Source organism: Gracilibacillus alcaliphilus, assembly GCF_016909015.1.
Lineage (GTDB): Bacteria > Bacillota > Bacilli > Bacillales > Amphibacillaceae > Gracilibacillus > Gracilibacillus alcaliphilus.
This window is the reverse complement of record NZ_JAFBFA010000046.1, coordinates 1-22,347: the sequence shown is the minus strand read 5'-3', so window position 1 is coordinate 22,347 and position 22,347 is coordinate 1. Positions and strand designations below refer to the sequence as shown.

Below are 22,347 nucleotides of genomic sequence, written 5' to 3'. Positions count from 1 at the left end.
TAATAGGAGTGACTTTGGTCATTTTTCTTTTGTCTGTCTATTCAATGGCTAAACTAAATGATGGCGAATGGCGTAGATAGCTAATTGAGTTCGGTCCCGTAAGTCTAATTTTTGTAAAAGCTGACTTGTATTATTTTTTACCGTGCCGACAGAAAGTCCTAAACGTGCTGCTGTTTCTCGATTGCTAAGCCCTTCGCCAATGCAAACTAAAATGGCTCGTTCTCGAGGTGTCAAAGAGGGATCGGGCGGGTTCTCGGTTGGTTGGTGAAGGAGCAGGGGCATAACCTTGGCGGCAACTTGATCCTCAACTGTCAGGCCGCCTTTGAGTGCACTGCGGATCGAGCGAATCAGTGATTCTGTATCAGCATTTTTTAAGATATATCCATTCACGCCAATCTTAAGGGATTCTAACACATATTCATTATGATCAAAGGTAGTCAGCATTAATATTTTTGTTTGTTTCCAACGAGATTGAATGGCTTTGGCCGCCTCAATACCATCCATGACCGGCATACGAATATCTAATATAGCGATATCGAATGCTTGTTTTACACAGAGGTCAGTTGCTTCTTGTCCATTGCCGGCCTCACCGGTGACTTTTATTTCTTCATCTGTCTCTATCATCATTTTTAGTCCTTGTCTTACCATCACCTGATCTTCAGCTAACAGCACCCGTATCATCAATTCCACCTCCTATAATTAATTGAATCCGATTACTGGCGGAACTTTGCAAGTAATCGGCGCTAATTTCCCGATAAGTCTAGCTTTATTGTACCACGAACAATAAATTGTTCACCTGTCTTACTTACATCCAATTCTCCGCCAATCTTCTCTATCCTTTTTCTCATTTCAGAAAGTCCGAAGCCTTCCCGAAATCGGTTGTTATTCTGAACGGGGTTACTGATTTCAAAGCGAAAGATGCTGCCCCCTGGGGCTTCGAAAGAAATAGCAGCTTCCCGTGCCTTACTATGCTTCATTATATTTGTTAACGCCTCTTGAACGGAACGAAAAATAACAAATGATTGCTCCCCGCTAAGCGGTATGGCAAAGGCTCCATGCTTTACAGAAAAGCTCGTGCGAATAAAGCTTTCGGTTTCTAACCGGCGAATAAGACGGAGTACCCCTTGTAAACCGCTATGATTGGTATTCTTCAATTCTTTGACGGCACGTCTCGTTTCATGTAGACTTTCTTGAGCCAAATCCTTGAGCGACTGTACACGATCTTGGTGTTGTTCATCTGCCTGGAGACGAAAGGCTTCCAATTGCATGAGCAGGGCAGTTAGTTTGTGTCCAACCGAGTCATGAATTTCATGCCCGATTATATGCCGTTCTTCTTGCCGAGCGATTTCTTCCTCGGAAGCAATCTGTCTTTTTAACTGACGAAATTCACTGAGAAGAGCATCATATCTGGAGAAAAGATCTTCCTTGTCATCATGATTTTGTTTAAATAAAAATATGCCAGCATGGAGCAAAATGAAATAAATAAAAACAAAACTGATGATCATGAAAGACGCAGTAGTGTAAAAAAGGGTGAAATTCATTCCAATTAATGCTGTTCCACTGACGATTGCAGCTAAACAATAAGATAATTTAAGAAAGGCTTCCGCTATCAAGAGCGATAAAATAAATAACAAGAAAGGATTCCATACTGTATGCGGTTCTGGTAATAAGATAATAGCGGCAAGACAGGTATTGAGCGTGAGTATTATTGCAGTAACTACTGGCTGCTGTTTGAAGAGCGGCAGAATAAAAATGAGTAAAAGAAACAGGAAAAATCCAAATAATCGCCCGGGTATATTACTAAGACTTTCATCTGCATAGATAAAAGCAAACAGCCAAACGATCATATGAAAAAACAACCATATCCAATATAATTTCATTTGTACTTTTCTCTCCTTTGACTGCATTTATCCCAATGCAATTACCCACAAGCCTCCACTTTTAAAATGGGGAATTTTAAAAAAGTTTAAGCGGGGGAAAACGGATGCCGCTCCCTGGATAAGTCTCGCTTTATCCCGGAGGAAGCGTCCGTAATTCCCCGCATGTGAGAATTGGGATGACTTCAAAAAAGGTTGGAGCAGGTGAAAACGGACGCTATCACCCCGATAAGTCTCGCTACCTATCAGCGAGAAAACCGCTCACTGATAGGAGTCTCGCTTTATCGTATCAAATTACTGTTCAGAGGACAACTAATGAAAAACAGATGCCACTGTTGGAAACAGTAGCATCTGTTTAGCGAGACGTTAGTAAGCCATGTTTCATTGTGTGAAGATGAAGAAGGCCACCTTCTTATAAAGCCCGTTTTGCCAAGATAGGCTCTTTTTCCTTATTCCTTATGTCTAATCAGCTGGAAAATGCACAGTAATCGTTGTTCCTTGTCCTAGTTCGGATTCTACGGAAATCGAGCCTTGATGTAACTTGGCAATTTGCAGGGCAATACTCATGCCAAGGCCTGTTCCTTCTTCCCGTTCTTCTGTATTGGTACCACGATAATAGCGATGAAAGAGATGTTCTTTTGTTTCTTCGTCCATTCCCTGACCGTTATCGGTAATAACAACCTTTATCCCATCTTCCTTTTTAAGTTCAACCGTAATCACGGTACCGGGCGGGTTATGTTTCAAGGCATTATAGATCAAGTTGTCTACCATCCTTTCAAATAACCGTTCATTTAAGGTCATTTCTTCCGGCTCCGCCAAGGGATGAAAAGTGACAGAATATTCCTTAAAGGTAAGGTCAGAAGTGAATTTACCCAAAATTCGTTTCATAAATGCATTTATATCTGCTAATTCAAAGGAAGCCAATGCAGCATCATTTTTTAACTGAAAGCTAAGTGTAAAGTCTTCAATTAAATGCACCATATACTCACTTTTTTCATGAATCGTTTGTCCGATTTCCTTTAGTTCTTGCTTGGACCAGTCATATTCACCGCTTGCTAATAATCTTCCATAACCTTCCATGCTAGTGAGTGGGGTACGGAGGTCGTGAGATATACCAGCCATCCATTCTTCTCTTGTTTTTTCTAACTTTTCTCTTTCTTTCCGGGAAACATTCAATTTCTCAGCCATATCATAGAAGGCTTGGAATACTTCTTGGTAAAGTCGGTATCGGCGCTTTATTTTACCATTCTTTCGATACACTTGTTTCTTTTCTCGGGCGGTCAGCACTTCTTCGTAAGGCCCATCTCCCATTCGTCCCAGCCAGTTTGCAAAGATAAACAGAGGCTTGCCATAACGAAAACCATGCCAAATCGCAATCATAATCGTGAAAATAAGTACAACCACTCCGATGACAGCAAATCCTAACACCATTTGTCTAAATGAATGTAACGGCAGTTCTTGTTTATGTTGATTAGGAGTATACAGCAGCCAGAGACTATTGGTTTGCGGATCGGAAAACATATATTGATTCATCGTAAAGAGATCTGGTGATTTGTCCCTGGAAAATATGCTTAATGGTTGTTCCTCATGTTCCATTTCACCCAGCTGTTGCACTAATTCAGATTGGTCATTATATATTTCCAGTGTCCCGCCTGCTTGCTGTAATGCTGCTTCCACTTCTGTTATGGCGGAAGGATCAATCTGTCCATTGGTATTGTAGTGCTCCACTAACTCTGACATCAACAATTGTCCCTGATCTTCATAACCAAGTACAAACAAATAATTTTCCTCATAGAATGTCTCTAAATAAACATTTAGTGAATAGGTATTGTATTGTTTGGTTTCGTTGATTTGCAGCAAATCGATCATACTGTAGCTTGTCGGCAGTTCATTAGGTGTATTTTGCGAGCCGATCACCTTTCCTTCTTCATCAATCACTTGAATCCAGATATCATCGGAAAGTTCATCTCCCCAGTCTTCTGTAAATTTCAATTCGTAGATGGAGTTCCCTCCCGCATTAAGGGCAATATGTTCCAGTATAGCCTGATAGTAATCTTCGCTTTGTTCATTTTGAAAGACCCAAATCATAGCGATTAAAGTGACAATCAAAATGATCAAGGTCATGGATACGGCAATAAAAATAAACTGTATAGAAAAATTCAGAAATAAACGTCGTCTTAGCTTGTTCATCACTTCTTATCCCTTCACCAATTTGTAGCCCAGCCCTCGTACTGTCTGCAAATAGACAGGATTACTAGGATCTTTTTCAATACGTTCCCTTATTCTTCTGATATGTACAGAGACTGTATTATCATCCACATAATGGTCAAATCCCCAGACTGCTTCAAGCAGATCTGATTTGGAGAAGACTATATTGGGACGTTTACAGAAATAGACCAGTAATAAATAGACTTGTGTCGGGCAAGGTATGGGCTTGCCATCTACGGTTAATGTCCCTGCCTGTTCATCGACAATAAAACGGCCGAAATCATAATAGTTAGGTCTTTCCAAGATTGATGATGCGGCAGTGTTATTTCTTCTCAGATACGCTTTGATTCTAGCAGCCACCTCCAAAGGATTAAATGGCTTCGTCACATAGTCATCACCGCCTGTTGCAAAACCGGTTAAAACATCTAAGTCTGATACCTTTGCCGTTAGAAAAAGAATATAGGCATTGGACATATCTCTTATTTTTGGACAAAAATCAAACCCGCTTCCATCTGGGAGCATCACATCAAGAATAATAATTTCTATTTGATGAGCTTGCAAAATCTGCAGTGCCTCTGTCCCTGTATATGCTTTATATATATGTTGAAATCCCTCTTTTTTTAGCATTAATTCCAGCATACTGACGATTGCTTTTTCATCGTCAACTATCAAAATGTTTGTGTTGTTTTCCATCTCGTTCCACCTCTCTTAGTAATCGTAACACAGCAAGTTTACGAACAGTTGAACAAATCATAGGAATTTTAATTATCTATTCAAGTTTTGTTTAAGTTACAGACACGTTCGTTTTGTACACTTGATTTAGCAATTGTTGATAGAAACCTGAACGCAGGGTAGGAGAGGGGAAGACTTGATGAAATTCACAGGAGAAATGGCTGTGTCGATGACTGGGGTGGTGTTATTTGGCCTATTACTTGTTGGATTATTTGGAAATGTATATGGGGATTCAGAAATAGAAACTATACTGCCCGCAGGAGAAAGCATCAACCAAATTATTCATTGGTTAGGTAATAGCGTGTTGTATTTAATCGTTATTTCATTTATTTGTGGATTAGCAGGGTTTGTTGCAGTGATACTGCTAAGAGAACAAGACAAGGCTGAAACAGGCGGAAGGCTCTTGATTATTATAGCGATCGTAAGTAGCTTATCTACCTTAGGTTTGGGTATATTTGGCAGTGTTGCCTATCTGCTCGCCGGAATTCGGACACTTATGCGACAGCAATCATTGCAAACTATGAAGGAAAAAGGAGATATAGATCATGTTTACGATAGCTTTCCGAGAGTTTAGAAGTTTATTTACCAGTATTCGTTCGATTTTGATTATTATTGTTCTATTTGGAGTGACAGTAGGAGCGGCACGGTTGGTGCGCCAATTTGAAGAACAGCTGCAGGAGTTGGGACTTGGACAGGATGCCTATGCGATGGGATTAATGCTTCTGCTAATCCTGGCCTCACCCTTATTTGTGACAAGTATAGCCCATAATGTGGTTAATAAGGAAATAGCCGATCGAACGATTCGATTTTTGGCGACCAAGACAACCAGAAATAGAATTATTTTTGGGAAATTTATTGGACACTTTTTATTTTGGAGTATCTGCTTAACAGTCGCTCTATTATTGATTGTACCATTTTCTAAATCATTTGCGATCTTGGATTTGCTGCAAGCCATTATTTTTGTTTCTTATTTTATTGGCTGGACCCTGTTTCTTTCTACATCGATAACAAAGCCAGCGTTAACGATGTTTTTAGGAATTACGCTTTCGATTGCCTTGCCGATTTTAGGCTTATGGAGTACAGGAACAGACAACTGGTTTATCAAAATCGTAGGTTACTTGACTCCTTATTTTTATTACACACAAGGGGATGACAGCTACTATGCCTATCTGGTTGTTATCTTTCCAATTATCTTTATTTTAGGCAGCTTACTTATTTTTAGAAAGAGGGATTTATAATGGAAGCCATGCAAACCTATAACTTAACCAAAACATATGGCAATAAAACGGTAGTTGATCATATTAATTTAAGCGTGAAAAAAGGTACTATTTTCGGCTTTCTCGGAAAAAACGGTGCCGGCAAGTCGACGTTTATTAATATGATTACAGGCTTGATTCATCCGACATCTGGTTCATTTGAGATTCTTGGACATCCAGCTGGCAAATTAAAAGACATTCAACAGGCAATCGGAGTTTTGCCGGATTACTCTACCTTTTATGATGATTTTACTGCCTTGGATCATTTAAAATACTTTAGTAAGCTATTACATGTGCCGTTTTCTAAACAAGAGTTAATAGCCATTCTGGAGCGAGTTGGATTGGAAGATGCCATTCATGTAAAAGCGAAAAACTTTTCTTTCGGGATGAAAAAGAAATTAGGCATTGCTCAAGCACTAATTAATCAGCCGGAAATTCTGTTTCTAGATGAGCCGACATCAGGCGTCGATGCCAATGCTGTCTTAAATATTCACTCAATTATTGATGAGATTGCTGCAAAAGGAACGACTATTTTTCTTACATCGCATAATTTAAATGAAGTGGAGAAACTGTGTGACGAAATTGCCATCATGAATCAGGGAGTTATTCAAAAGCAAGGAAATATGAAACAATTACGTGACCAATTTTCACAGGAGATTATTATTCATATCCAGCATCGTATGATTACAGAGGAGGAACAACAGCAACTAAAAACTGGTTTGTGTGAACTAACTGATAAGTTAGAAATAGACGAGACGAACTCCGAAATTGTGGTGTCCGCTAATGGGCGGATTCCACAAGTGAATAAGTGGTTTGTTCAGCATGATATTGATGTGTTTCGTCTAGAAGTAGATGAGCCGTCATTGGAAGAGATTTTCCTTCAATTAGAATGATATCTAGTCAGAAAAGGTAGATTTACAGAAAGCAGATCTCCCTTTTTTCATTGCTATTCTATTTTAAATTATAGATAATGAGGGTAACTGTGTGTAAAGGAGGAGAAGGATGGACTGGGATTCTTATAGCTATTTACACGTATATGCGCCACATGCTCCGCAGCATCCATCATTTATAATAGGTAATAGACAAGCGTTGACTGATCTTTGCAGGTTAATAGATCAAGCTTTAAGAAAAGATACAGCAAACAAGGGTTTCTTTCCATCTGATAATGAGGGATATGATGTATATGTTGGTGTCGTAAAGAACCAAATGATTTTTCGTTCATTAGAGATGCCTTACACCAACCAATTTGGGGAGGCCAATCAACAATTTCATTTTATTAATATACAAAATGATCCCTCAGCACCATATTCACCAGGGACGTTATTTGAGAATAGATATAAGTCAGTAGATAAACAACATAATACCTCATGGGCTGATAATAACTATCTCCAAATGTATGCCTCTTATACACATCATCATGAGGTCTTTATCATAGGTAACAAACAGGCTCTAACGACTTTGTGTAAATTAATAGATCAGGCATTAACAGAAGATCAAGCAGTGGATGATTTTTTTGCATCAGATGATCAGGGCTATAATGTGTGTGTTGCTGTTATAGCAGAAGAAGCCATTTTTCAATCACTAGAAATGCCATATACTGAACAATTCGGGGAGATAAATCTCTACCTCTATTATGCCAAATTAAACGATAAGACACAGCCGCCATATTCGCCTGTTATATTATTTCCAGAGTGAAGGGTTGTCTAATTGTGGAGCGTGGGATGACAGGCGATCTCCACGATAAGTTTCGCCAAACGGAAACTCTCTGCTAACGTTGTATCTTTAATATATTTTGCGATTTGATTGCTTTATCAAACGATATTGGTAGAATGTAATCTAAGCTAGTGCAAGGAAGGATAACAATTGAGAGAAAAAGAAACAGATACAAAAGTAATAGGTAAAGCGATAGCAAACTATCTGTTTATCATAAAAATATTGCTGGGTGCGTCTCTTATCTTGATTGTGGCATTCGTAGATGTTACTGCTAGCAGTATTCGGTCACTGCTGATGTTTTATTTTTTTGTCATGGCAGCTGATGCCATATTCTATTTTAAGGAAACAAAACAAGTAAAAAGATCAGTTATAATGGAGTTTGTGGTCTTTTTGATTGTTGGCTATATATTTGGTTTCTATTTAAGCTAAACCTAATTTCGAGATAGGCAGTTGAACGTGTCAGACTGCTTATTTTGTTTGAAGTCTGATAATTTATTGCAAATAATATACCATCATAGTAAAGCATATAGGAGGAGTTGTGTGAGTGAACGGATAAGATATTGGTTAACATTGTGCGTAGTTTTAATCGGCTGGTGGCTGGCCTCTGAATATCCGGATTGGAGCAAGTATATGGTATCTGCCATGTTGATTATAGTTGTTTGCTTGGAATGGAAGCCGCTTAAAGAAAAGTTAAAAGATGCGGAAAAAGAAGAAGATATTAGGAAGGTAATCATGCCTTTTATCCTTATGAGCTTAGCAATTGTTGTGGCAATTCTCTCGTGGTTTACCATGGTGCAATCGTTCGTGAGCCCCCTGCAACAAGGCTTTGTGTGATTTGAAAGAAGTTTAAGCGGAGCATAATGGATGCTAGCACGCCGATAGGTCTCGCTATCCATCAGTGGGGGATGAAGGACCCTCTTCGCTGATGACAGTTTCGCTTTATTAATTAAGGAGGGATAATATGGTTTTTTTAGTTAGTTTGCTCGTATATCTTGTTATTCTATTGTTATTAACGTTTGGTCTGTTTTTGGTTATGTTGATGGTCTTTGGGACTGGGGAGCCGGCAATCCTCTTTTTGGTGTCCTTTATCAGTGTCCAGCTTATTGTACATACGGCGGGGAATATTCGGAAACATAAACGCTGGATTCATACATAATATTAAGCGGGCTTTCCACTGACGGTTAGCGACCGTTGCGATCACACCAAGATAAAAAAACAGCGAAGCAAGGAGAGATATCCTTTTGCTTCGCTGTTTTCGTTAAAGTTGTGCCGGATGCTTACGATGATAGAATAATAAACAAATATATAACACGATCGATAAAGAAACAGAAATGGCTGCTGCTAAATAGATATAGCTATACCCTAATAAAAAGGCAATCTGGCCAAATGCCATAGCGCCAACGCCTACTCCCAAATCAAAGAAGGAGAAGAAGGTGGCATTAGCCATTCCCTTTCGATGACTATCAGCTTTGTTGACTGCCCATGCTTGTAAGGCGGGCTGTATGGAACCAAAGCCCAGACCGTATAAAGCGGCGGCAATAAAGAGCACAGCAGAGTTTGGCAGCCAAACTAGCAAGAACATAGCAATTAAAACAGACGCTGCCCCAGGCAGGAAAACAGCTTTATGACCATAACGGTCGTATAACCGCCCTGAAAAAGTACGTGAAACCATTAAGAATAGGGCGTATATCAAGAAATACATTTCAATCCCACTGATATTTTCCTCAGCTGTATACAATGGAAGAAAAGAAGCGATTCCGCCAAATGTGGTGGTGATGAAAAATAATAATATAGATGGTTCCAGCGCTGATTTTTCCACAACATCAAACTTAGACTGTTTTTCTTCATGAAGTGGCGGTTCCACTTTTTTATAGGTGATTTGTGTTGCTAGAATTAGTGCCAGCAGTCCTAAACTAGCTGCGATAATGAACAGCCAAGTAAATGACATATAACCATACAAAGCCAAGCCTAATGACGGTCCAAAGGCAAGAGCCAAGTTACCTGATAAGCCGAAATATCCCATTCCTTCCCCACGTCGTTTTGGCGGAATCAGATCGGTAGCAATCGTACCTGTGGCAGTGGTAGAGTATCCCCAGCCGACTCCTTGCACAAAGCGCATCAAGAATAGGAACACAATACTCGCAATAAAAGCAAACGAACCGACAGATATAACAAAAATACATAAGCCTAGTAAATAAACAAATTTTCTCCCCATCGATTCTAAGGCATGACCAGCATTAGGACGGACAAGTAAAGCGGAGAATGTGAATACACCTGTAATAATTCCGATCAGCTGATCACTGCCGCCTAAATGCTGTACCAGTAATGGAACAGTAGGCAATGTCATCTGAAAACCAAGAAAGATAAAGAAGTTAGCTACACAGATAAAAATGAAATCCTTTGTCCAGATTCTTTCTCTATTTCTTGACGGGTTAGTTTGCTGCATCTCATAATCTCCTTTAAATATTTCGGTACTCGAAATATAGTATACCGCACTTCTGAAGTAAAACAAAGAATACTGTCTCTATTCCTTTTAACTGAGCAAGAATAGCCATCTAAAAGACAATGTTACCTCACTGTATATTTGTAATAAATTTGAAATGTTTTTGTAAGTTTAGCGAGATTAGAAAAGGGAATATAGTGATAATAACTCAAGCTGTCTCTTTTATGACAGATCAACATCCTGATTTTCGCTAACCATCTGAGAGAAAATCGCTCTCAGAAGGAAGTCTCACTTTACCACGGTGTAACCGTTCGTAAATCCTTTGCAGTACGAGGGGAACAAAAGTAGTAAACGGACGCTAACACCCTGATAAGTTTCGCTAACCATCTGAGAGAAAATCGCTCTCAGAAGGAAGTCTCACTTTACTATACAGGAAGGTGTGTGAAGGTAATGAAAGGTATTATTCTTGCAGGGGGTAGTGGTACGCGATTGGCTCCTAGTACGGATAGTTTAAACAAACACCTGCTGCCTGTTTTTGATAAACCAATGATCTATTATCCGCTATCTGTACTAATGTTAGGTGGACTGAGGGAAATTATGATTATCAGTACGCCAGAAGATACAGAACGATTTGAGAAATTGCTGGGAGATGGTTCTGGTTTAGGAATCAAGCTCTCTTATCGAGTACAAAGCGAGCCCAAGGGGATTCCAGAGGCTCTGCTTTTGGCAGAAGATTTTATTGGACAAGATGATGTAACCCTGATATTGGGAGATAACATTTTCTTTGGTCAGGGCTTTACCACATTACTTCGAAATGCGATTAAACATCATAAGCATGCGACTGTTTTTGGCTATCGAGTCAAGGATCCAGAGCGGTTTGGAGTAGTTGAGTTTGATCACCGTCAGCAGGTTATTTCTATCGAAGAAAAACCGGAAGATCCCCGATCTGACTTTGCTGTGACAGGCTTATATATGTATGACTTTCGAGCAGTTCAGATTGCTAAACGGCTAAAGCCATCTGACCGCGGAGAACTGGAAATAACAGACCTTAACAAAGAATATCTGAAATGGAATCAACTGAGAGTAGAATTATTAGGACGTGGATTTGCTTGGATGGACGCCGGGACACAGGAGTCCCTGTTTGAGGCCGGCGAATTTATTCGTACGACACAACAACGTCAAGGCTTTAAGATTGCCTGTCTGGAAGAGATCGCCTTTTACTTAGGCTATATTTCTAAGGAAGCATTATATGAGAAAGGGAAGGGAATGGAGAAAAACGATTACGGCCAATATTTGATGGAAATAGCAGAACGCAAGCACAATCAGCAATATTGGTACTCCATTGATCATCACCCTATGTTAGGACTGGTTGAAAATGAGTAAAACCATACTGATTACAGGTGGAGCCGGTTTTATCGGCTCCAATTTCATCCATTATTATCGAAAACATTATCCTCAGGATACGATTATTAATATTGATAAATTAACCTATGCTGGTTCATTGGGGAATTTACAGGAGATCGAAGAGGACAGTTATTATAGGTTTATCCAAGGAGATATCGCCAATCCGTCTTTTGTAAAGGCCATCTTTGCAGAGCATAATATTGACGGTGTGATTCATTTTGCAGCAGAATCGCATGTAGACCGCTCTATCTCCGACTCCAGCCCGTTTATTGATACCAATGTGGTCGGAACATGGAACCTTATCGATGCAGCAAGAGAGAATTGGCAGCAAAAAGAGGAATTGGAACAGCGTCGTTTTCACCAAATCTCTACTGATGAAGTGTACGGATCGCTAGGAGAGGAAGGCAAGTTTACCGAAGCGACTCCGTATGATCCACGCAATCCGTACAGTGCCTCAAAGGCCAGCGCCAACTTATTGGTAAAAAGTTATGGCTATACGTACGGTATGAATGTGGTGATTTCCTCTTGCTCGAATAATTACGGACCACGACAGCATAGTGAGAAACTGATTCCGACAATTATCCGCCATGCATTGGCGAATGAGAAGATACCGATTTATGGTGATGGACTGCATATTAGGGATTGGCTTTATGTGGCCGATCACTGCCGAGCGATTGACCTTGTTTTTCATCAAGGTGAAGTGTTGGAGACATATAATGTCGGCGGTGATAATGAACAAACCAACATCAATATTACAAAAAAGGTTTGTAAGCTGTTAGATCAGGCGCGGCCGGATTTACTGGCGCAATTTCAACTAAGCCAGTTTGAAGAACTGATGACGTATGTGAAGGACCGACAAGGACATGATCGACGCTATGCCATTGATGCAAGCAAGTTAAAAGAAGCATTCGGCTGGGAGCCAACAACCAAACTGGAAGATGGATTGAAGCAAACGGTAGATTGGTATGTGAATAGATGGAAAATTGTAACAAACCCTTAATTTCTGTTGTTGTTCCAGTTTATGGTTGTAAGACATGTCTTGTCGAATTATGTAATCGAATCAAACAAACCATTCAGTCGATTCCTGCTGACTATGAAGTAATACTAGTAAACGATGCAAGTCCGGATCATGCTTGGGAAGTCATTCTCCAGCTTCATCAGCAAGATCCGCAAATAAAAGGTATCGACCTTTCCCGTAATTTTGGCCAGCACCATGCGATTACAGCTGGTCTGGACTATTGTATGGGAGATTGGACCGTGGTGATGGACTGTGACCTGCAAGATCGGCCAGAGGAAATCGCCAATCTGTATCAGAAAGCTTTAGAAGGTTATGAAGTTGTATTTGCCCAACGCCAGGAACGTCAGGATCGTGCGATGAAGAAGTTATCTTCTAAGCTGTTTTATAAAGTTTTTGATTATTTTAGCGGGCAAACAAGTGATGCCTCGATTGCTAACTTTAGCATTATTTCGCAAGAAGTGGTGCGTAGTTATCGCCGTTTAAGGGAACAAAATCGCTATTTTCCTTTTTTTGTGAGGTGGATGGGGTATAGCCAGGCCAAGATCCCGGTACAGCATGAAGCACGCAAAGAAGGAAAATCTTCTTACCCATTTCGTAAATTACTTTCTCTGGCAACGGATGCCATCGTCTCACAATCCAATAAGCCGCTGCGTTTATCCATCAGTGTCGGTTTTATGATGGCTACGTTATCTTTTATTTATGCCCTTTATTTATTTATCCGCTATTTCTTTTTGTCTCAAACGGTACAAGGGTGGACCAGTACAATGGTGTCGCTCTTTTTCTTAGGCGGATTAATCCTCTTTCAATTCGGGATTATGGGCTTATATTTAGGCAAGATTTTCAATGAAGTGAAGAACCGCCCCATCTATCTGGTGAAAGATGTAACGGACGGAGCAGAGCAGAAGGGAGACAAGGAATCATATGAGTAAATATTTAGAACCAACCCCATGGGATCGAAGGAACTTTCCAATTGATACGTATCAATTGACGGAGTATAGTGAAGCAGCACTAAAGGAAACGGACCAAGTGGAAGGACATTTCACCATGAAGGTGGATCCATTAGTAAATAAGGCATTATTGCATCAATATGGCTTTTACTATACCGATACCTTAACAGATTTGGTGGTGACACGTGACCGATTTTTCGCAGAGAAGGCGACAGACGCTGTTACCTTTTCAAAGGATTATCCTGCAGGTGAGGTGTTAGCCATTGCTGAAGAAGCCTTCCAAGGCGGGCGTTATCATCGTGATTTCCAAGTGCCTGACCATTTAGCTGATCTGCGCTATCGAAATTGGGTGAAGGATTTAATTGAACAGGAACGAATTCTTGTATATAAACAAGCAGGGCAGGTTGACGGCTTCTTTGCTTATAAAGATGATGATGTTCTGTTGATGGCAATGCATCAGCGGGTGCGAGGCAAAGGTTTTGCCATCCCATTTGCTGCTGCTTGTATCAAAGAGCAATTCGCACGCACAGAGGCTGAACGGCTGACAGCCCCCATTTCCCCAAGAAACATGGCCTCTATGAATGTGTTTATTGGTTTAGGTTTCAATATTGGAGGGTGTGTGGATATTTATCATAAAGTGAATGGCTCTTTCGGAGGGGATGTTCAAAAAGTCTAATAAAAATAATACGGCGAATTTCAGCGTTGACGGTAGGGGAACTTCTACTAAGATCGTCCACATCGTGTGGACAACGCAGAAGTCAACACCTCCTGTGCAAGTCCGTTACTCAAAGACTGCGCCACCTTGAACTTTCGACGTACGGGATGTGCTAGTATCGGTGTTGCAACACGATGTTGCGAACTTAACCGATGATGGTCCTTTTTATCAAACTTTTTGAATACGTACTAGGAGGAAAAGTAAATGGGATACTTTTATATTGCCGGGACGATTATTTTTACAGTATATGGCCAGTTAATTATCAAATGGACAATGGATCGTCAGGGTGGCCTTCCAGAGGAATGGTGGGATAAATTTCTCTTCCTCTTACAGCTGCTGTTTAACCCTTGGATTTTGTCAGGTTTCTTTGCCGCATTCCTAGCGGCATTAAGCTGGATGGCGGCGATGACGAAATTCGATATTAGTTATGCCTATCCATTTATGAGTCTGTCATTTGTATTGGTCTTTCTATTCTCCGTGTTATTATTTGGAGAGCCAATCAATCCGCAGAAATTGATTGGTTTTGGTTTAATTGTGTTTGGGATTATTGTAATGAGGTGATGAGATGATACCATTTAACATACCATGCCATATCGGTGAAGAGGAACAAGCGATTGCTCAAGTAATTGCCAACCAGAAAATGTCAGGTAATGGAGAGTATGGCAAGAAGTGTGTCAATTGGTTAGAGCAGCAATTACATACGAAAAAGGCGTTACTCACCCCTTCATGTACAGCTGCCTTGGAGATGACAGCATTATTAATCGATATCGGGGAAGGGGATGAGGTAATTATGCCTTCCTATACCTTTGTCTCGACAGCGAATGCCTTTGCTTTAAGGGGAGCGAAGATTGTCTTTGTTGATGTAGATTCAACGACGATGAATATCGATACAGATCAAGTCCAGGAGGCAATCACTAATCAGACAAAGGCGATTGTAGTTGTTCATTATGCAGGTGTATCCTGTGAGATGGAAACGATTATGACCATTGCCGGTCTGCATGACCTGTGGGTCATCGAAGATGCCGCCCAGGGATTGATGAGCCGTTATCACGGACAGGCGCTGGGGACGATAGGACATTTAGGAACCTTTAGTTTCCATGAAACAAAGAATTATAGTTGTGGTGAGGGTGGCGCCTTATTAATTAACGATGAGTCCTTGATAGGCCGGGCAGAGGTTATTCAGGAAAAAGGAACAGACCGCTCGCAATTTATCAGGGGAGAAGTCGATAAGTATAGTTGGCGGGATATCGGTTCTTCTTATTTGTTAAGTGAACTAAATGCTGCTTATCTATCTGTCCAGCTGGAACATGCGGAAGCCATTAATCAGGATCGTCTGACAACATGGCAGTATTATTATGAAGGATTACAGTATCTTGCCATTCGCGGTGATCTGACGTTGCCAATGATTCCGAAAGAAGTGGAACATAATGCGCATCTCTTTTATATCAAGACCAAAGATAAAGAGGGCAGGCAGCAATTAATGGATTACTTAGCCGAGAAAGGCATCATGACGGTCACGCATTATGTTCCGTTGCATAATTCTCAAGCTGGCAAGAAGTACGGTACATTTTATGGTGAGGATCGCTATACAACCAGTGGCAGTGATCGGTTACTGCGGCTGCCGCTTTATTATGGAATGAGTAAAAGGGATGTTGCCTATGTCGTGGAAAGTATTCAGCAATTTTATGAGAAATAAATGGATATGGATAGGGTGTCTTGTTCTGCTCGCTTACCTCTCGCCATATGTCATCTATGGTGAGGCCACCCATATTCGAGTGCATGATAACCTGGATTCCAATATTGTTTGGTATAAGGTGTTAGCAGAGAGTGGGAATATCTTTACCTTACATGATGTACAACTGCCTTATGCGATAAATGGTTTGCCACGCAGTGCACTGCCTTCAGCTTTTGATGCAGTGGTCTGGCTGTATGTCTTGTTTGAGCCCATGACAGCCTATACAATCAGTCAGACGATCATGCGTTTTGCTGCCTTTTTTGGGATGTACTTACTGTTAACACGATTTGTACTAAAAGAAGAAACAAGTCCTTGGATTAAGGTCGGTGTTCCATTAACATTTGCGATGCTGCCGTATTGGCCATCAGGGGCATTGTCCATTGCGGGTCTGCCGCTTGCTCTTTATGCCTTTTTATTGATACGAAAATATCAGAAGGCAGCACCAAAGCATGCCTGGGTATTATTAGGGCTGATCCCCTTTTTCTCTAATTTCATCTTAACGTTTGTTTTTTTCTTAGCGTTAATGGGAGTGTTATGGCTGATAGACCGCATTCGTTATCGGCAATGGAATTGGCCGTTTTTCACAGCCATTGCTGGGATGACAGCTGTCTATGTGATCAATAATTATTTGTTAATCACATCGATGTTCTTCGATGCAACGTTTAACTCTCATCGTGAGGAATTAGAGTTAGGATTTAACGATTTTCATCGCAGTTATGAACTGGGGTGGGAGAATTTCCTATATGGGCATACCCATGATGAGGCTCAGCAGGCCTATATTATTGTGCCGCTTATGTTATTGGCACTGTGGATTGCTATGATGAAGAGGCAGCAGCCTAAGTTATTAATGACGCTGCTCCTGACTAACTTATTATTATCCTTCTGGTATGCCTTTTGGTATTGGGAAGGCTGGCGTCTGATTAAGGATAATGTTTCGATCGCCAACACCTTTAATTTTGCACGGGTGCACTTTCTGGATCCACCAATCTGGTACATTATTTTTGCCTTGGCTTTAGTCATTTTATGGAAGCAGTTGAAGTTTGGCAAACTGTTGGCAGTTATTTTAATTATTTTGCAATGTCTCTGGTTATTTTCGCTAACAGAAGAGTTCAAGTATCGGGTGGTTGGCACTCCTAGTTTTGAAGAATTCTATTCGGAGGAGCTGTTTGCCGAAATTCGTGATTATATTGGAGAGCCTCAAGACAGCTATCGTGTGGTAAGTATCGGTATGCACCCAACGATTGCTCAGTTTAATGGCTTTTACACGCTGGATACGTATAATAATAGTTTCCCTCTTGAATATAAACACGCCTTTCGTGAAGTTATTGCCGGTGAACTAGAGAAGAGTTCAGAGCTGGCTGATTATTTTGATAACTGGGGCGGCAGGTTGTATATGTATGTAGCTGATCATGGCAAGAATTATATGTTTACTAAGGATCGGAATGAACCGATCGAGCAGCTGGATATTAATACCGAAGCCTTACAAGCTCTCGGCGGTGAATATATCTTTTCTGCGGTAGAAATCAAAAATGCCGAAGATTTAGGACTAGAATTAGCAGATACTTTTACACAAGAAGAATCGCCATGGGAAATTTATCTGTATCAGGTAGCAAACCAAGGGCAGGGCACTTAAGAGGTGTTCTGCCTTTTGCTAAAATATTTGAAATAGAATTCTAGTAGAGAAAGGTAAAGATGATACGTAAGCGGGAAATAATAAACCGCATTCTATTATAATGAAACTACCTCTATACTTGACATTATCAAGTAACAGGAGGTAGTTTTTCATGAAAGAAAATCCGATTGTTCCCGTAACGATCCCCACAGCCCCTTCTTCTGCCCCCGCAAAGCCTGTGATAGAGTTTTCCTGTCATTCTCTGCACGTAACCATTTTGGAAGGTTGTCAGGAATCATTGGCAACAGCCTTGATAAAGGAGTTGTGCCGCCATGCTCGTTGACTTCTCCAAGGTGCAGAATTGTTATTTAGTCTGTGGCTACACGGATCTACGGAAAGGCATTGATGGTCTGGCTACCGTGATTACCAGCCAATTTCAATTAAACCTTCTAGACGAATCGGTCTTCTTATTTTGTGGAAGGAGAACCGATCGATTTAAAGCGCTCTGGTTTGATGGAGAAGGTTTTTATTTACTGTATAAGCGATATGACCAGGGAAAGTTAACGTGGCCACGTTCGCAAACGGACGTAGAAAAACTGACAGCCAAACAAATCGAGTGGCTGTTCGATGGATTTTCCATCTATCAAAAACAAAAAATCCAGCCTGCCCAATTAGGAGTACTTACTTAATCATCCGGAGAGCATTCGTTTTTAAATTTTTCCTCCTTTTTTGATAAAGTGTGGTACGATAAAAGAAATTGGTTAAACGGGGGGTGAACACGTTGACAGAATTGGAAAAGCAGTTGATGAAACAAATCGAACATTTGACGATCCAGAATGAAAAACAAGCCAAACAAATCGAACAGCTGATTAACCAGCTGACCAATATGAATCGTCGACTGTTTGGAACATCATCCGAAAAATCCTCACCAGGTCAACTTTCCTTATTTGAGGAAGACAAGGACTCCCCTTTTAGTGAAGCAGAGCAACCTGCAGACAAAGCCGTTGAAATAGAGACGATCTCTTATCAGCGAAAAAAATATAAAGGGCAGCGGACCGATGTCATAAGAGACTTGCCTATCGTGGTGGAAGAACATACTCTTCCATCTGATAGCCAAGTCTGTTCGTGTTGTGCCAGCCCCTTAAAGTATCTTGGAAAACGAGAAGCTCGAACCGAGTTGGAGTTTATCCCTGCCCATTTAGTCCAACACATTCACTATGAACATGCTTATGAATGTTTGGCTTGTAAGAAAACAGGACAAAATTATATTCTCCGCCAAAAGGCACCAGAACCAGCTCTAGCCAAAAGTCTGGCAGGTCCCAGCGTATTAGCCTGGAATCTCTATCAAAAGTTGGAGATGAGTATTCCTTATCACCGCCAAGAAAAAGAATGGGCAAGATATGGGCTGAAGGTTTCGCGGCGAACGTTGGCAAATTGGGCCATTCGAAGTGCAGAACAATGGCTGGAGCCATTGTATCAACAAATGAGGGGGAAATTACTGCATGAACCCGTGCTCTCCGCAGATGAAACGACCTATCAAATTTTGCGTCGGGCAGACGAGAAGCCAGCTACAGCAGATGCGAGGATATGGTTATTTCGCACAGCGGAAACCGCCAAGCATCCAATTATTCTCTATCATTCTTCGGAGACACGCCAGTTTGAAGTAGCAGAAACCTTTCTCAAAGGGTTTAAAGGATTGCTTCACTGTGATGGGTATTCCGTCTATCAAAAATTAGAAGACGTGCAACTTCAAACCTGTTGGGCACATGTTCGGAGAAAATTTTTGGAGACGAATGATCCACATGGACAAGGCGCCATTGGCGTCCATTACTGTGATCAACTTTTTAAGCTGGAAAGGCAATGGAAAAAGTTATCTCCCGACGAAAGGTTCCAGCAACGGCAACTGAAAAGCAAACCGCTATTGAAAGCATTTTGGGAATGGTTGGATGCCCTCGTTACGATGAAAGGCCCTTTACAAAAAGCGGTAGATTATACCCAACATTTAAGGGATTCTCTTTCCCGTTTTTTAAACGATGGACGCCTTTTCATTAGTAATAATCTCGCAGAGCGTTCTATCCGGCCTGTCACCCTAGGTCGCAAAAATTGGTATTTCTCTACGAGCGTAGCTGGTGCTCAGGCGAATACCATTGGATACAGTGTGATCCAAACGGCGAAAGAAAATGGGGTGGATCCATTTGAATACCTCACCATTTTATTTGCGGAACTTCCGCAGCTTGATATTTTTCAACACCCCGAATATTGGGAACACTATTTTCCTTGGAGTGATTATATCCAAGCCAAGGTAAAGCCTCTTTCAACAAGCGTGAAAAAAGCTAAATAGACCCTAAGGGAGCTACTTTATGAAAAGTTTACTCCTTTTAGGGCTATTTGTCATGGCGTCATATTATTTCCCGCTTACGATGATACCAATCAATACAGAGAATACCCCAAATACAAATAATCCTAGACCGAGTACAAGGAAATTGAGATTACGATTGACTCGTGCTACATGAAGGTTATATCTGGTATATTTGACAATTATAAGCGCTATCACATCTAGTCCTGCAGTAGAAGCTTTGGACGACAGACAAGCATAATAACCGAAAGCAATCAAGACACTGGCTATAAAGACATCCACAATAGGATGAATTGTTAAAACAAAAGGTGTTTTATACCACAAAGAGAAGCAAAGCATATAAGACAGACTGCTGACAATTGAATTGATAAAGATTTCTTTATTTAGTGCCACAAAGCATAAGAGTAGCAGCAACAGGGTGAGCCCGTTACTAATCCACAATAAATCAATCTTTAGCCATTGCTGAATCACCAGAGATAAACTTGTTACCCCGCCGTTAATCACCTTATTCGGAACGAGAAATTTGGCGTAGCCCAGCCCTAGCAGTATATTTCCAATAATTATTTTGATGACATTTCTGGAGCTAATCAATGGTTTTCCCCACTCTCATTTACTGGTCTTACTGTATTTTACAGGTGTTTATTGGCCGCTAACCATCAACCTCAAAGATAAAAATGAGGCGGAGTAACGGAGGCTAAGCAAAAAAAACTACTAATGGAATCCTACCTGATAGAAAAGCTCCTTTCATCATATACTTGATTGTAGTTCTTGTATATAATATTTTCTTAACAAGTATAAGAAGGACTTTGATGAAGGAAAATATCTATAACTGGCAGCCGTTATCCGTAGAAGAAATGTATGCTTTGTTTTCAAATACTTCGATAGATTGGTTCATTGCTGGGGGATGGGCATTGGATCTACATGTAAATAAGCAGACAAGAAACCACAGTGATATCGATATATGCCTCTATCGAGAGGATCAAAATCTGCTATTTCAGCAGTTAAGTAAGGATTGGCTATTCTATAAAGCACAAAAAGGAAAATTGATACACTGGGCTGAAGGGGAATTTTTACAAAAGACTAAGGATGTGTGGGTTCGTAAAGATCACCATTCACCATGGGCATTTCAAATAATGCTGATTGATATGGAAAAAGGAGATTGGGTATATGGTAGAGAGCCTTCCATTAGACGTGCCAAGGATGATATTTATTTACACACGTCGTCAGGCATACCATACCTTAAACCAGAGATTCAACTGCTGTATAAGGGAGGTTCTTCCCAAGTCAGAGAAAAGGATAAAACAGATTTTCAGATGATGCTTCCGTATTTGACACTAGAAGAGAAAGATTGGCTGCGGAAAGCATTGGTTAGGCAATTTTCAAATGGACATAGCTGGCTACGATATCTGCATCATTAAAAACAGATGATGCTGCTGTAAATCAGGATCATCTTATCGAGAAAATAGATAGTAAACGTATAATATCGAAAGGTGTTAATGATATAATAGGAATGGAGTAAACGTATTAGTAAGACGTCCAGAAAAAATATAGAATAGAAGGAGTGGTGCAGGCTGATGTATGAATTAAAAACAAAGCAAAATGATAATAGCGTGCTTGCCTTTATTGAAGATGTCGAGAGTTCCCGTAAACGTGAAGATGCCTATCGGCTGCTAGATATTTTCACCGAAACAACAGGGTTTGAAGCAAAAATGTGGGGTCCTAGCATTATCGGATTTGGCCGTTATCATTATAAATACGAATCAGGTCATGAAGGAGATGCACCATTAGTAGGTTTCTCACCACGCAAGGCGAAAATCAGTCTCTATTTTGCAACAGGAGATACGGAGCGGGAACAATTATTGAACCAGTTCGGTAAACATAAGGCAGGTAAGTCTTGTGTCTATATCAATAAAGTAGCAGATGTGGATGAAGAGATATTACGGGAATTAATCAAGCAATCTGTCCAATTTTTGCAAGCACAATATCCAAATGAATAGCAGGTGTATAAGAATGTTTGAAGTAAGAAGGCTAGATAATAACGAGGATCTTGATTTCTTAACGGATATGTTATATGAATCGATCTTTATTTCGGAGAATAAGCCATCGAAACAAAAACTGCTCCAATCAAAGCATTTGCGTAAGTATCACCAGGACTGGGGTAGAGCGGGAGATACAGCACTTATTGCTTATGATCTGCACCAACAACCGGCTGGAGCGGTCTGGTATCGTTTATTTAGTGATATGCTCCCTTTATAGTAGACAGAGAAATAATAAAAATTCTCACCTATTATGAAGGGAGTATTTTGTATGTCTAAAAGAATGACCAAACAG

General features: G+C 40.5%; 25 protein-coding genes. 19 read left to right on the top strand and 6 right to left on the bottom strand.

Annotation, left to right across the window (positions count from 1 at the left end; genetic code table 11):
- Positions 1 to 48: 48 nt before the first annotated feature.
- From JOD18_RS22105 to JOD18_RS22090, 4 genes are all read right to left on the bottom strand, one after another.
- A complete protein-coding gene (locus JOD18_RS22105) occupies positions 49 to 681 on the bottom strand; it encodes a response regulator transcription factor (RefSeq protein WP_204671444.1) in 633 nt (210 codons plus the stop codon).
- A 62-nt stretch (positions 682 to 743) separates the two neighbouring features.
- The gene (locus tag JOD18_RS22100; protein WP_204671443.1) at positions 744 to 1,880 is read right to left on the bottom strand and encodes a sensor histidine kinase; all 1,137 of its coding nucleotides are present in this window, start codon (positions 1,878 to 1,880) and stop codon (positions 744 to 746) included.
- A 459-nt stretch (positions 1,881 to 2,339) separates the two neighbouring features.
- On the bottom strand, positions 2,340 to 4,067 hold the full coding sequence (locus tag JOD18_RS22095; protein ID WP_204671442.1) for a sensor histidine kinase: 1,728 nt from the start codon (positions 4,065 to 4,067) through the stop codon (positions 2,340 to 2,342).
- Positions 4,068 to 4,073: 6 nt separating this feature from the next.
- On the bottom strand, positions 4,074 to 4,778 hold the full coding sequence (locus JOD18_RS22090) for a response regulator transcription factor (RefSeq protein ID WP_204671441.1): 705 nt from the start codon (positions 4,776 to 4,778) through the stop codon (positions 4,074 to 4,076).
- A 178-nt stretch (positions 4,779 to 4,956) separates the two neighbouring features.
- Here JOD18_RS22090 and JOD18_RS22085 point away from each other — a divergent pair, with 178 nt between their 5' ends.
- From JOD18_RS22085 to JOD18_RS22055, 7 genes are all read left to right on the top strand, one after another.
- Positions 4,957 to 5,391, top strand: a complete 435-nt coding sequence (locus tag JOD18_RS22085; RefSeq protein WP_204671440.1) for a DUF4064 domain-containing protein — start codon at positions 4,957 to 4,959, stop codon at positions 5,389 to 5,391.
- Positions 5,363 to 6,055 carry an ABC transporter permease gene (locus JOD18_RS22080; protein WP_204671438.1) on the top strand — a complete coding sequence of 231 codons (693 nt, stop codon included), beginning with the start codon at positions 5,363 to 5,365 and terminating at the stop codon, positions 6,053 to 6,055. The genes JOD18_RS22085 and JOD18_RS22080 overlap by 29 nt, the downstream gene beginning before the upstream one ends.
- Positions 6,055 to 6,966, top strand: coding sequence for an ABC transporter ATP-binding protein (locus tag JOD18_RS22075; RefSeq protein WP_204671436.1), 912 nt, complete (start codon positions 6,055 to 6,057; stop codon positions 6,964 to 6,966). Before JOD18_RS22080 ends, JOD18_RS22075 begins: the two co-directional genes overlap by 1 nt.
- A gap of 109 nt (positions 6,967 to 7,075) precedes the next feature.
- The gene (locus JOD18_RS22070) at positions 7,076 to 7,768 is read left to right on the top strand and encodes a hypothetical protein (RefSeq protein WP_204671434.1); all 693 of its coding nucleotides are present in this window, start codon (positions 7,076 to 7,078) and stop codon (positions 7,766 to 7,768) included.
- A gap of 168 nt (positions 7,769 to 7,936) precedes the next feature.
- Complete coding sequence (locus tag JOD18_RS22065; RefSeq protein ID WP_204671432.1) at positions 7,937 to 8,215, top strand: hypothetical protein; 279 nt, start codon at positions 7,937 to 7,939, stop codon at positions 8,213 to 8,215.
- A 111-nt stretch (positions 8,216 to 8,326) separates the two neighbouring features.
- The gene (locus JOD18_RS22060) at positions 8,327 to 8,620 is read left to right on the top strand and encodes a hypothetical protein (RefSeq protein WP_204671430.1); all 294 of its coding nucleotides are present in this window, start codon (positions 8,327 to 8,329) and stop codon (positions 8,618 to 8,620) included.
- 127 nt (positions 8,621 to 8,747) lie between these two features.
- Positions 8,748 to 8,942: a hypothetical protein gene (locus JOD18_RS22055; protein ID WP_204671428.1), complete on the top strand. Its 195-nt coding sequence runs from the start codon at positions 8,748 to 8,750 to the stop codon at positions 8,940 to 8,942.
- A 102-nt stretch (positions 8,943 to 9,044) separates the two neighbouring features.
- On the opposite strand, the gene JOD18_RS22050 is transcribed toward JOD18_RS22055, so the two are convergent.
- Complete coding sequence (locus JOD18_RS22050; protein ID WP_204671427.1) at positions 9,045 to 10,232, bottom strand: MFS transporter; 1,188 nt, start codon at positions 10,230 to 10,232, stop codon at positions 9,045 to 9,047.
- Positions 10,233 to 10,679: 447 nt separating this feature from the next.
- Here JOD18_RS22050 and rfbA point away from each other — a divergent pair, with 447 nt between their 5' ends.
- The 9 genes from rfbA to tnpC all read left to right on the top strand — a co-directional run bounded on the left by rfbA (position 10,680) and on the right by tnpC (position 20,001).
- On the top strand, positions 10,680 to 11,612 hold the full coding sequence (gene rfbA, locus JOD18_RS22045) for a glucose-1-phosphate thymidylyltransferase RfbA (RefSeq protein WP_204671425.1): 933 nt from the start codon (positions 10,680 to 10,682) through the stop codon (positions 11,610 to 11,612).
- Positions 11,605 to 12,633: a dTDP-glucose 4,6-dehydratase gene (gene rfbB / locus JOD18_RS22040; protein WP_204671423.1), complete on the top strand. Its 1,029-nt coding sequence runs from the start codon at positions 11,605 to 11,607 to the stop codon at positions 12,631 to 12,633. The genes rfbA and rfbB overlap by 8 nt, the downstream gene beginning before the upstream one ends.
- Positions 12,609 to 13,580, top strand: a complete 972-nt coding sequence (locus JOD18_RS22035) for a glycosyltransferase family 2 protein (RefSeq protein ID WP_204671421.1) — start codon at positions 12,609 to 12,611, stop codon at positions 13,578 to 13,580. Before rfbB ends, JOD18_RS22035 begins: the two co-directional genes overlap by 25 nt.
- Complete coding sequence (locus JOD18_RS22030; RefSeq protein ID WP_204671419.1) at positions 13,573 to 14,274, top strand: GNAT family N-acetyltransferase; 702 nt, start codon at positions 13,573 to 13,575, stop codon at positions 14,272 to 14,274. Before JOD18_RS22035 ends, JOD18_RS22030 begins: the two co-directional genes overlap by 8 nt.
- A 243-nt stretch (positions 14,275 to 14,517) precedes the next feature.
- Positions 14,518 to 14,874 carry an EamA family transporter gene (locus JOD18_RS22025; protein WP_204671417.1) on the top strand — a complete coding sequence of 119 codons (357 nt, stop codon included), beginning with the start codon at positions 14,518 to 14,520 and terminating at the stop codon, positions 14,872 to 14,874.
- 4 nt (positions 14,875 to 14,878) lie between these two features.
- Positions 14,879 to 16,009 (top strand): dTDP-4-amino-4,6-dideoxygalactose transaminase, encoded by a 1,131-nt coding sequence (gene rffA / locus JOD18_RS22020; RefSeq protein ID WP_204671415.1) that lies wholly within the window; start codon positions 14,879 to 14,881, stop codon positions 16,007 to 16,009.
- Complete coding sequence (locus JOD18_RS22015; RefSeq protein WP_204671413.1) at positions 15,972 to 17,681, top strand: DUF6044 family protein; 1,710 nt, start codon at positions 15,972 to 15,974, stop codon at positions 17,679 to 17,681. Before rffA ends, JOD18_RS22015 begins: the two co-directional genes overlap by 38 nt.
- Positions 17,682 to 17,992: 311 nt before the next feature.
- Positions 17,993 to 18,349, top strand: a complete 357-nt coding sequence (gene tnpB / locus JOD18_RS22010) for an IS66 family insertion sequence element accessory protein TnpB (protein ID WP_204671411.1) — start codon at positions 17,993 to 17,995, stop codon at positions 18,347 to 18,349.
- Between the two features lie 92 nt (positions 18,350 to 18,441).
- Positions 18,442 to 20,001: an IS66 family transposase gene (gene tnpC, locus JOD18_RS22005; RefSeq protein WP_204671409.1), complete on the top strand. Its 1,560-nt coding sequence runs from the start codon at positions 18,442 to 18,444 to the stop codon at positions 19,999 to 20,001.
- 63 nt (positions 20,002 to 20,064) lie between these two features.
- On the opposite strand, the gene JOD18_RS22000 is transcribed toward tnpC, so the two are convergent.
- Positions 20,065 to 20,607 (bottom strand): YitT family protein, encoded by a 543-nt coding sequence (locus tag JOD18_RS22000; protein ID WP_204671407.1) that lies wholly within the window; start codon positions 20,605 to 20,607, stop codon positions 20,065 to 20,067.
- 218 nt (positions 20,608 to 20,825) lie between these two features.
- On the opposite strand from JOD18_RS22000, the gene JOD18_RS21995 reads away from it, so the two are divergent.
- The 3 genes from JOD18_RS21995 (at position 20,826) to JOD18_RS21985 (ending at position 22,272) form a co-directional block, all read left to right on the top strand.
- Positions 20,826 to 21,434: a nucleotidyltransferase domain-containing protein gene (locus tag JOD18_RS21995; RefSeq protein ID WP_204671405.1), complete on the top strand. Its 609-nt coding sequence runs from the start codon at positions 20,826 to 20,828 to the stop codon at positions 21,432 to 21,434.
- Between the two features lie 156 nt (positions 21,435 to 21,590).
- Positions 21,591 to 22,013: a DUF1801 domain-containing protein gene (locus JOD18_RS21990; protein WP_204671403.1), complete on the top strand. Its 423-nt coding sequence runs from the start codon at positions 21,591 to 21,593 to the stop codon at positions 22,011 to 22,013.
- 13 nt (positions 22,014 to 22,026) lie between these two features.
- A complete protein-coding gene (locus JOD18_RS21985; RefSeq protein ID WP_204671402.1) occupies positions 22,027 to 22,272 on the top strand; it encodes a hypothetical protein in 246 nt (81 codons plus the stop codon).
- Positions 22,273 to 22,347: the final 75 nt, after the last annotated feature.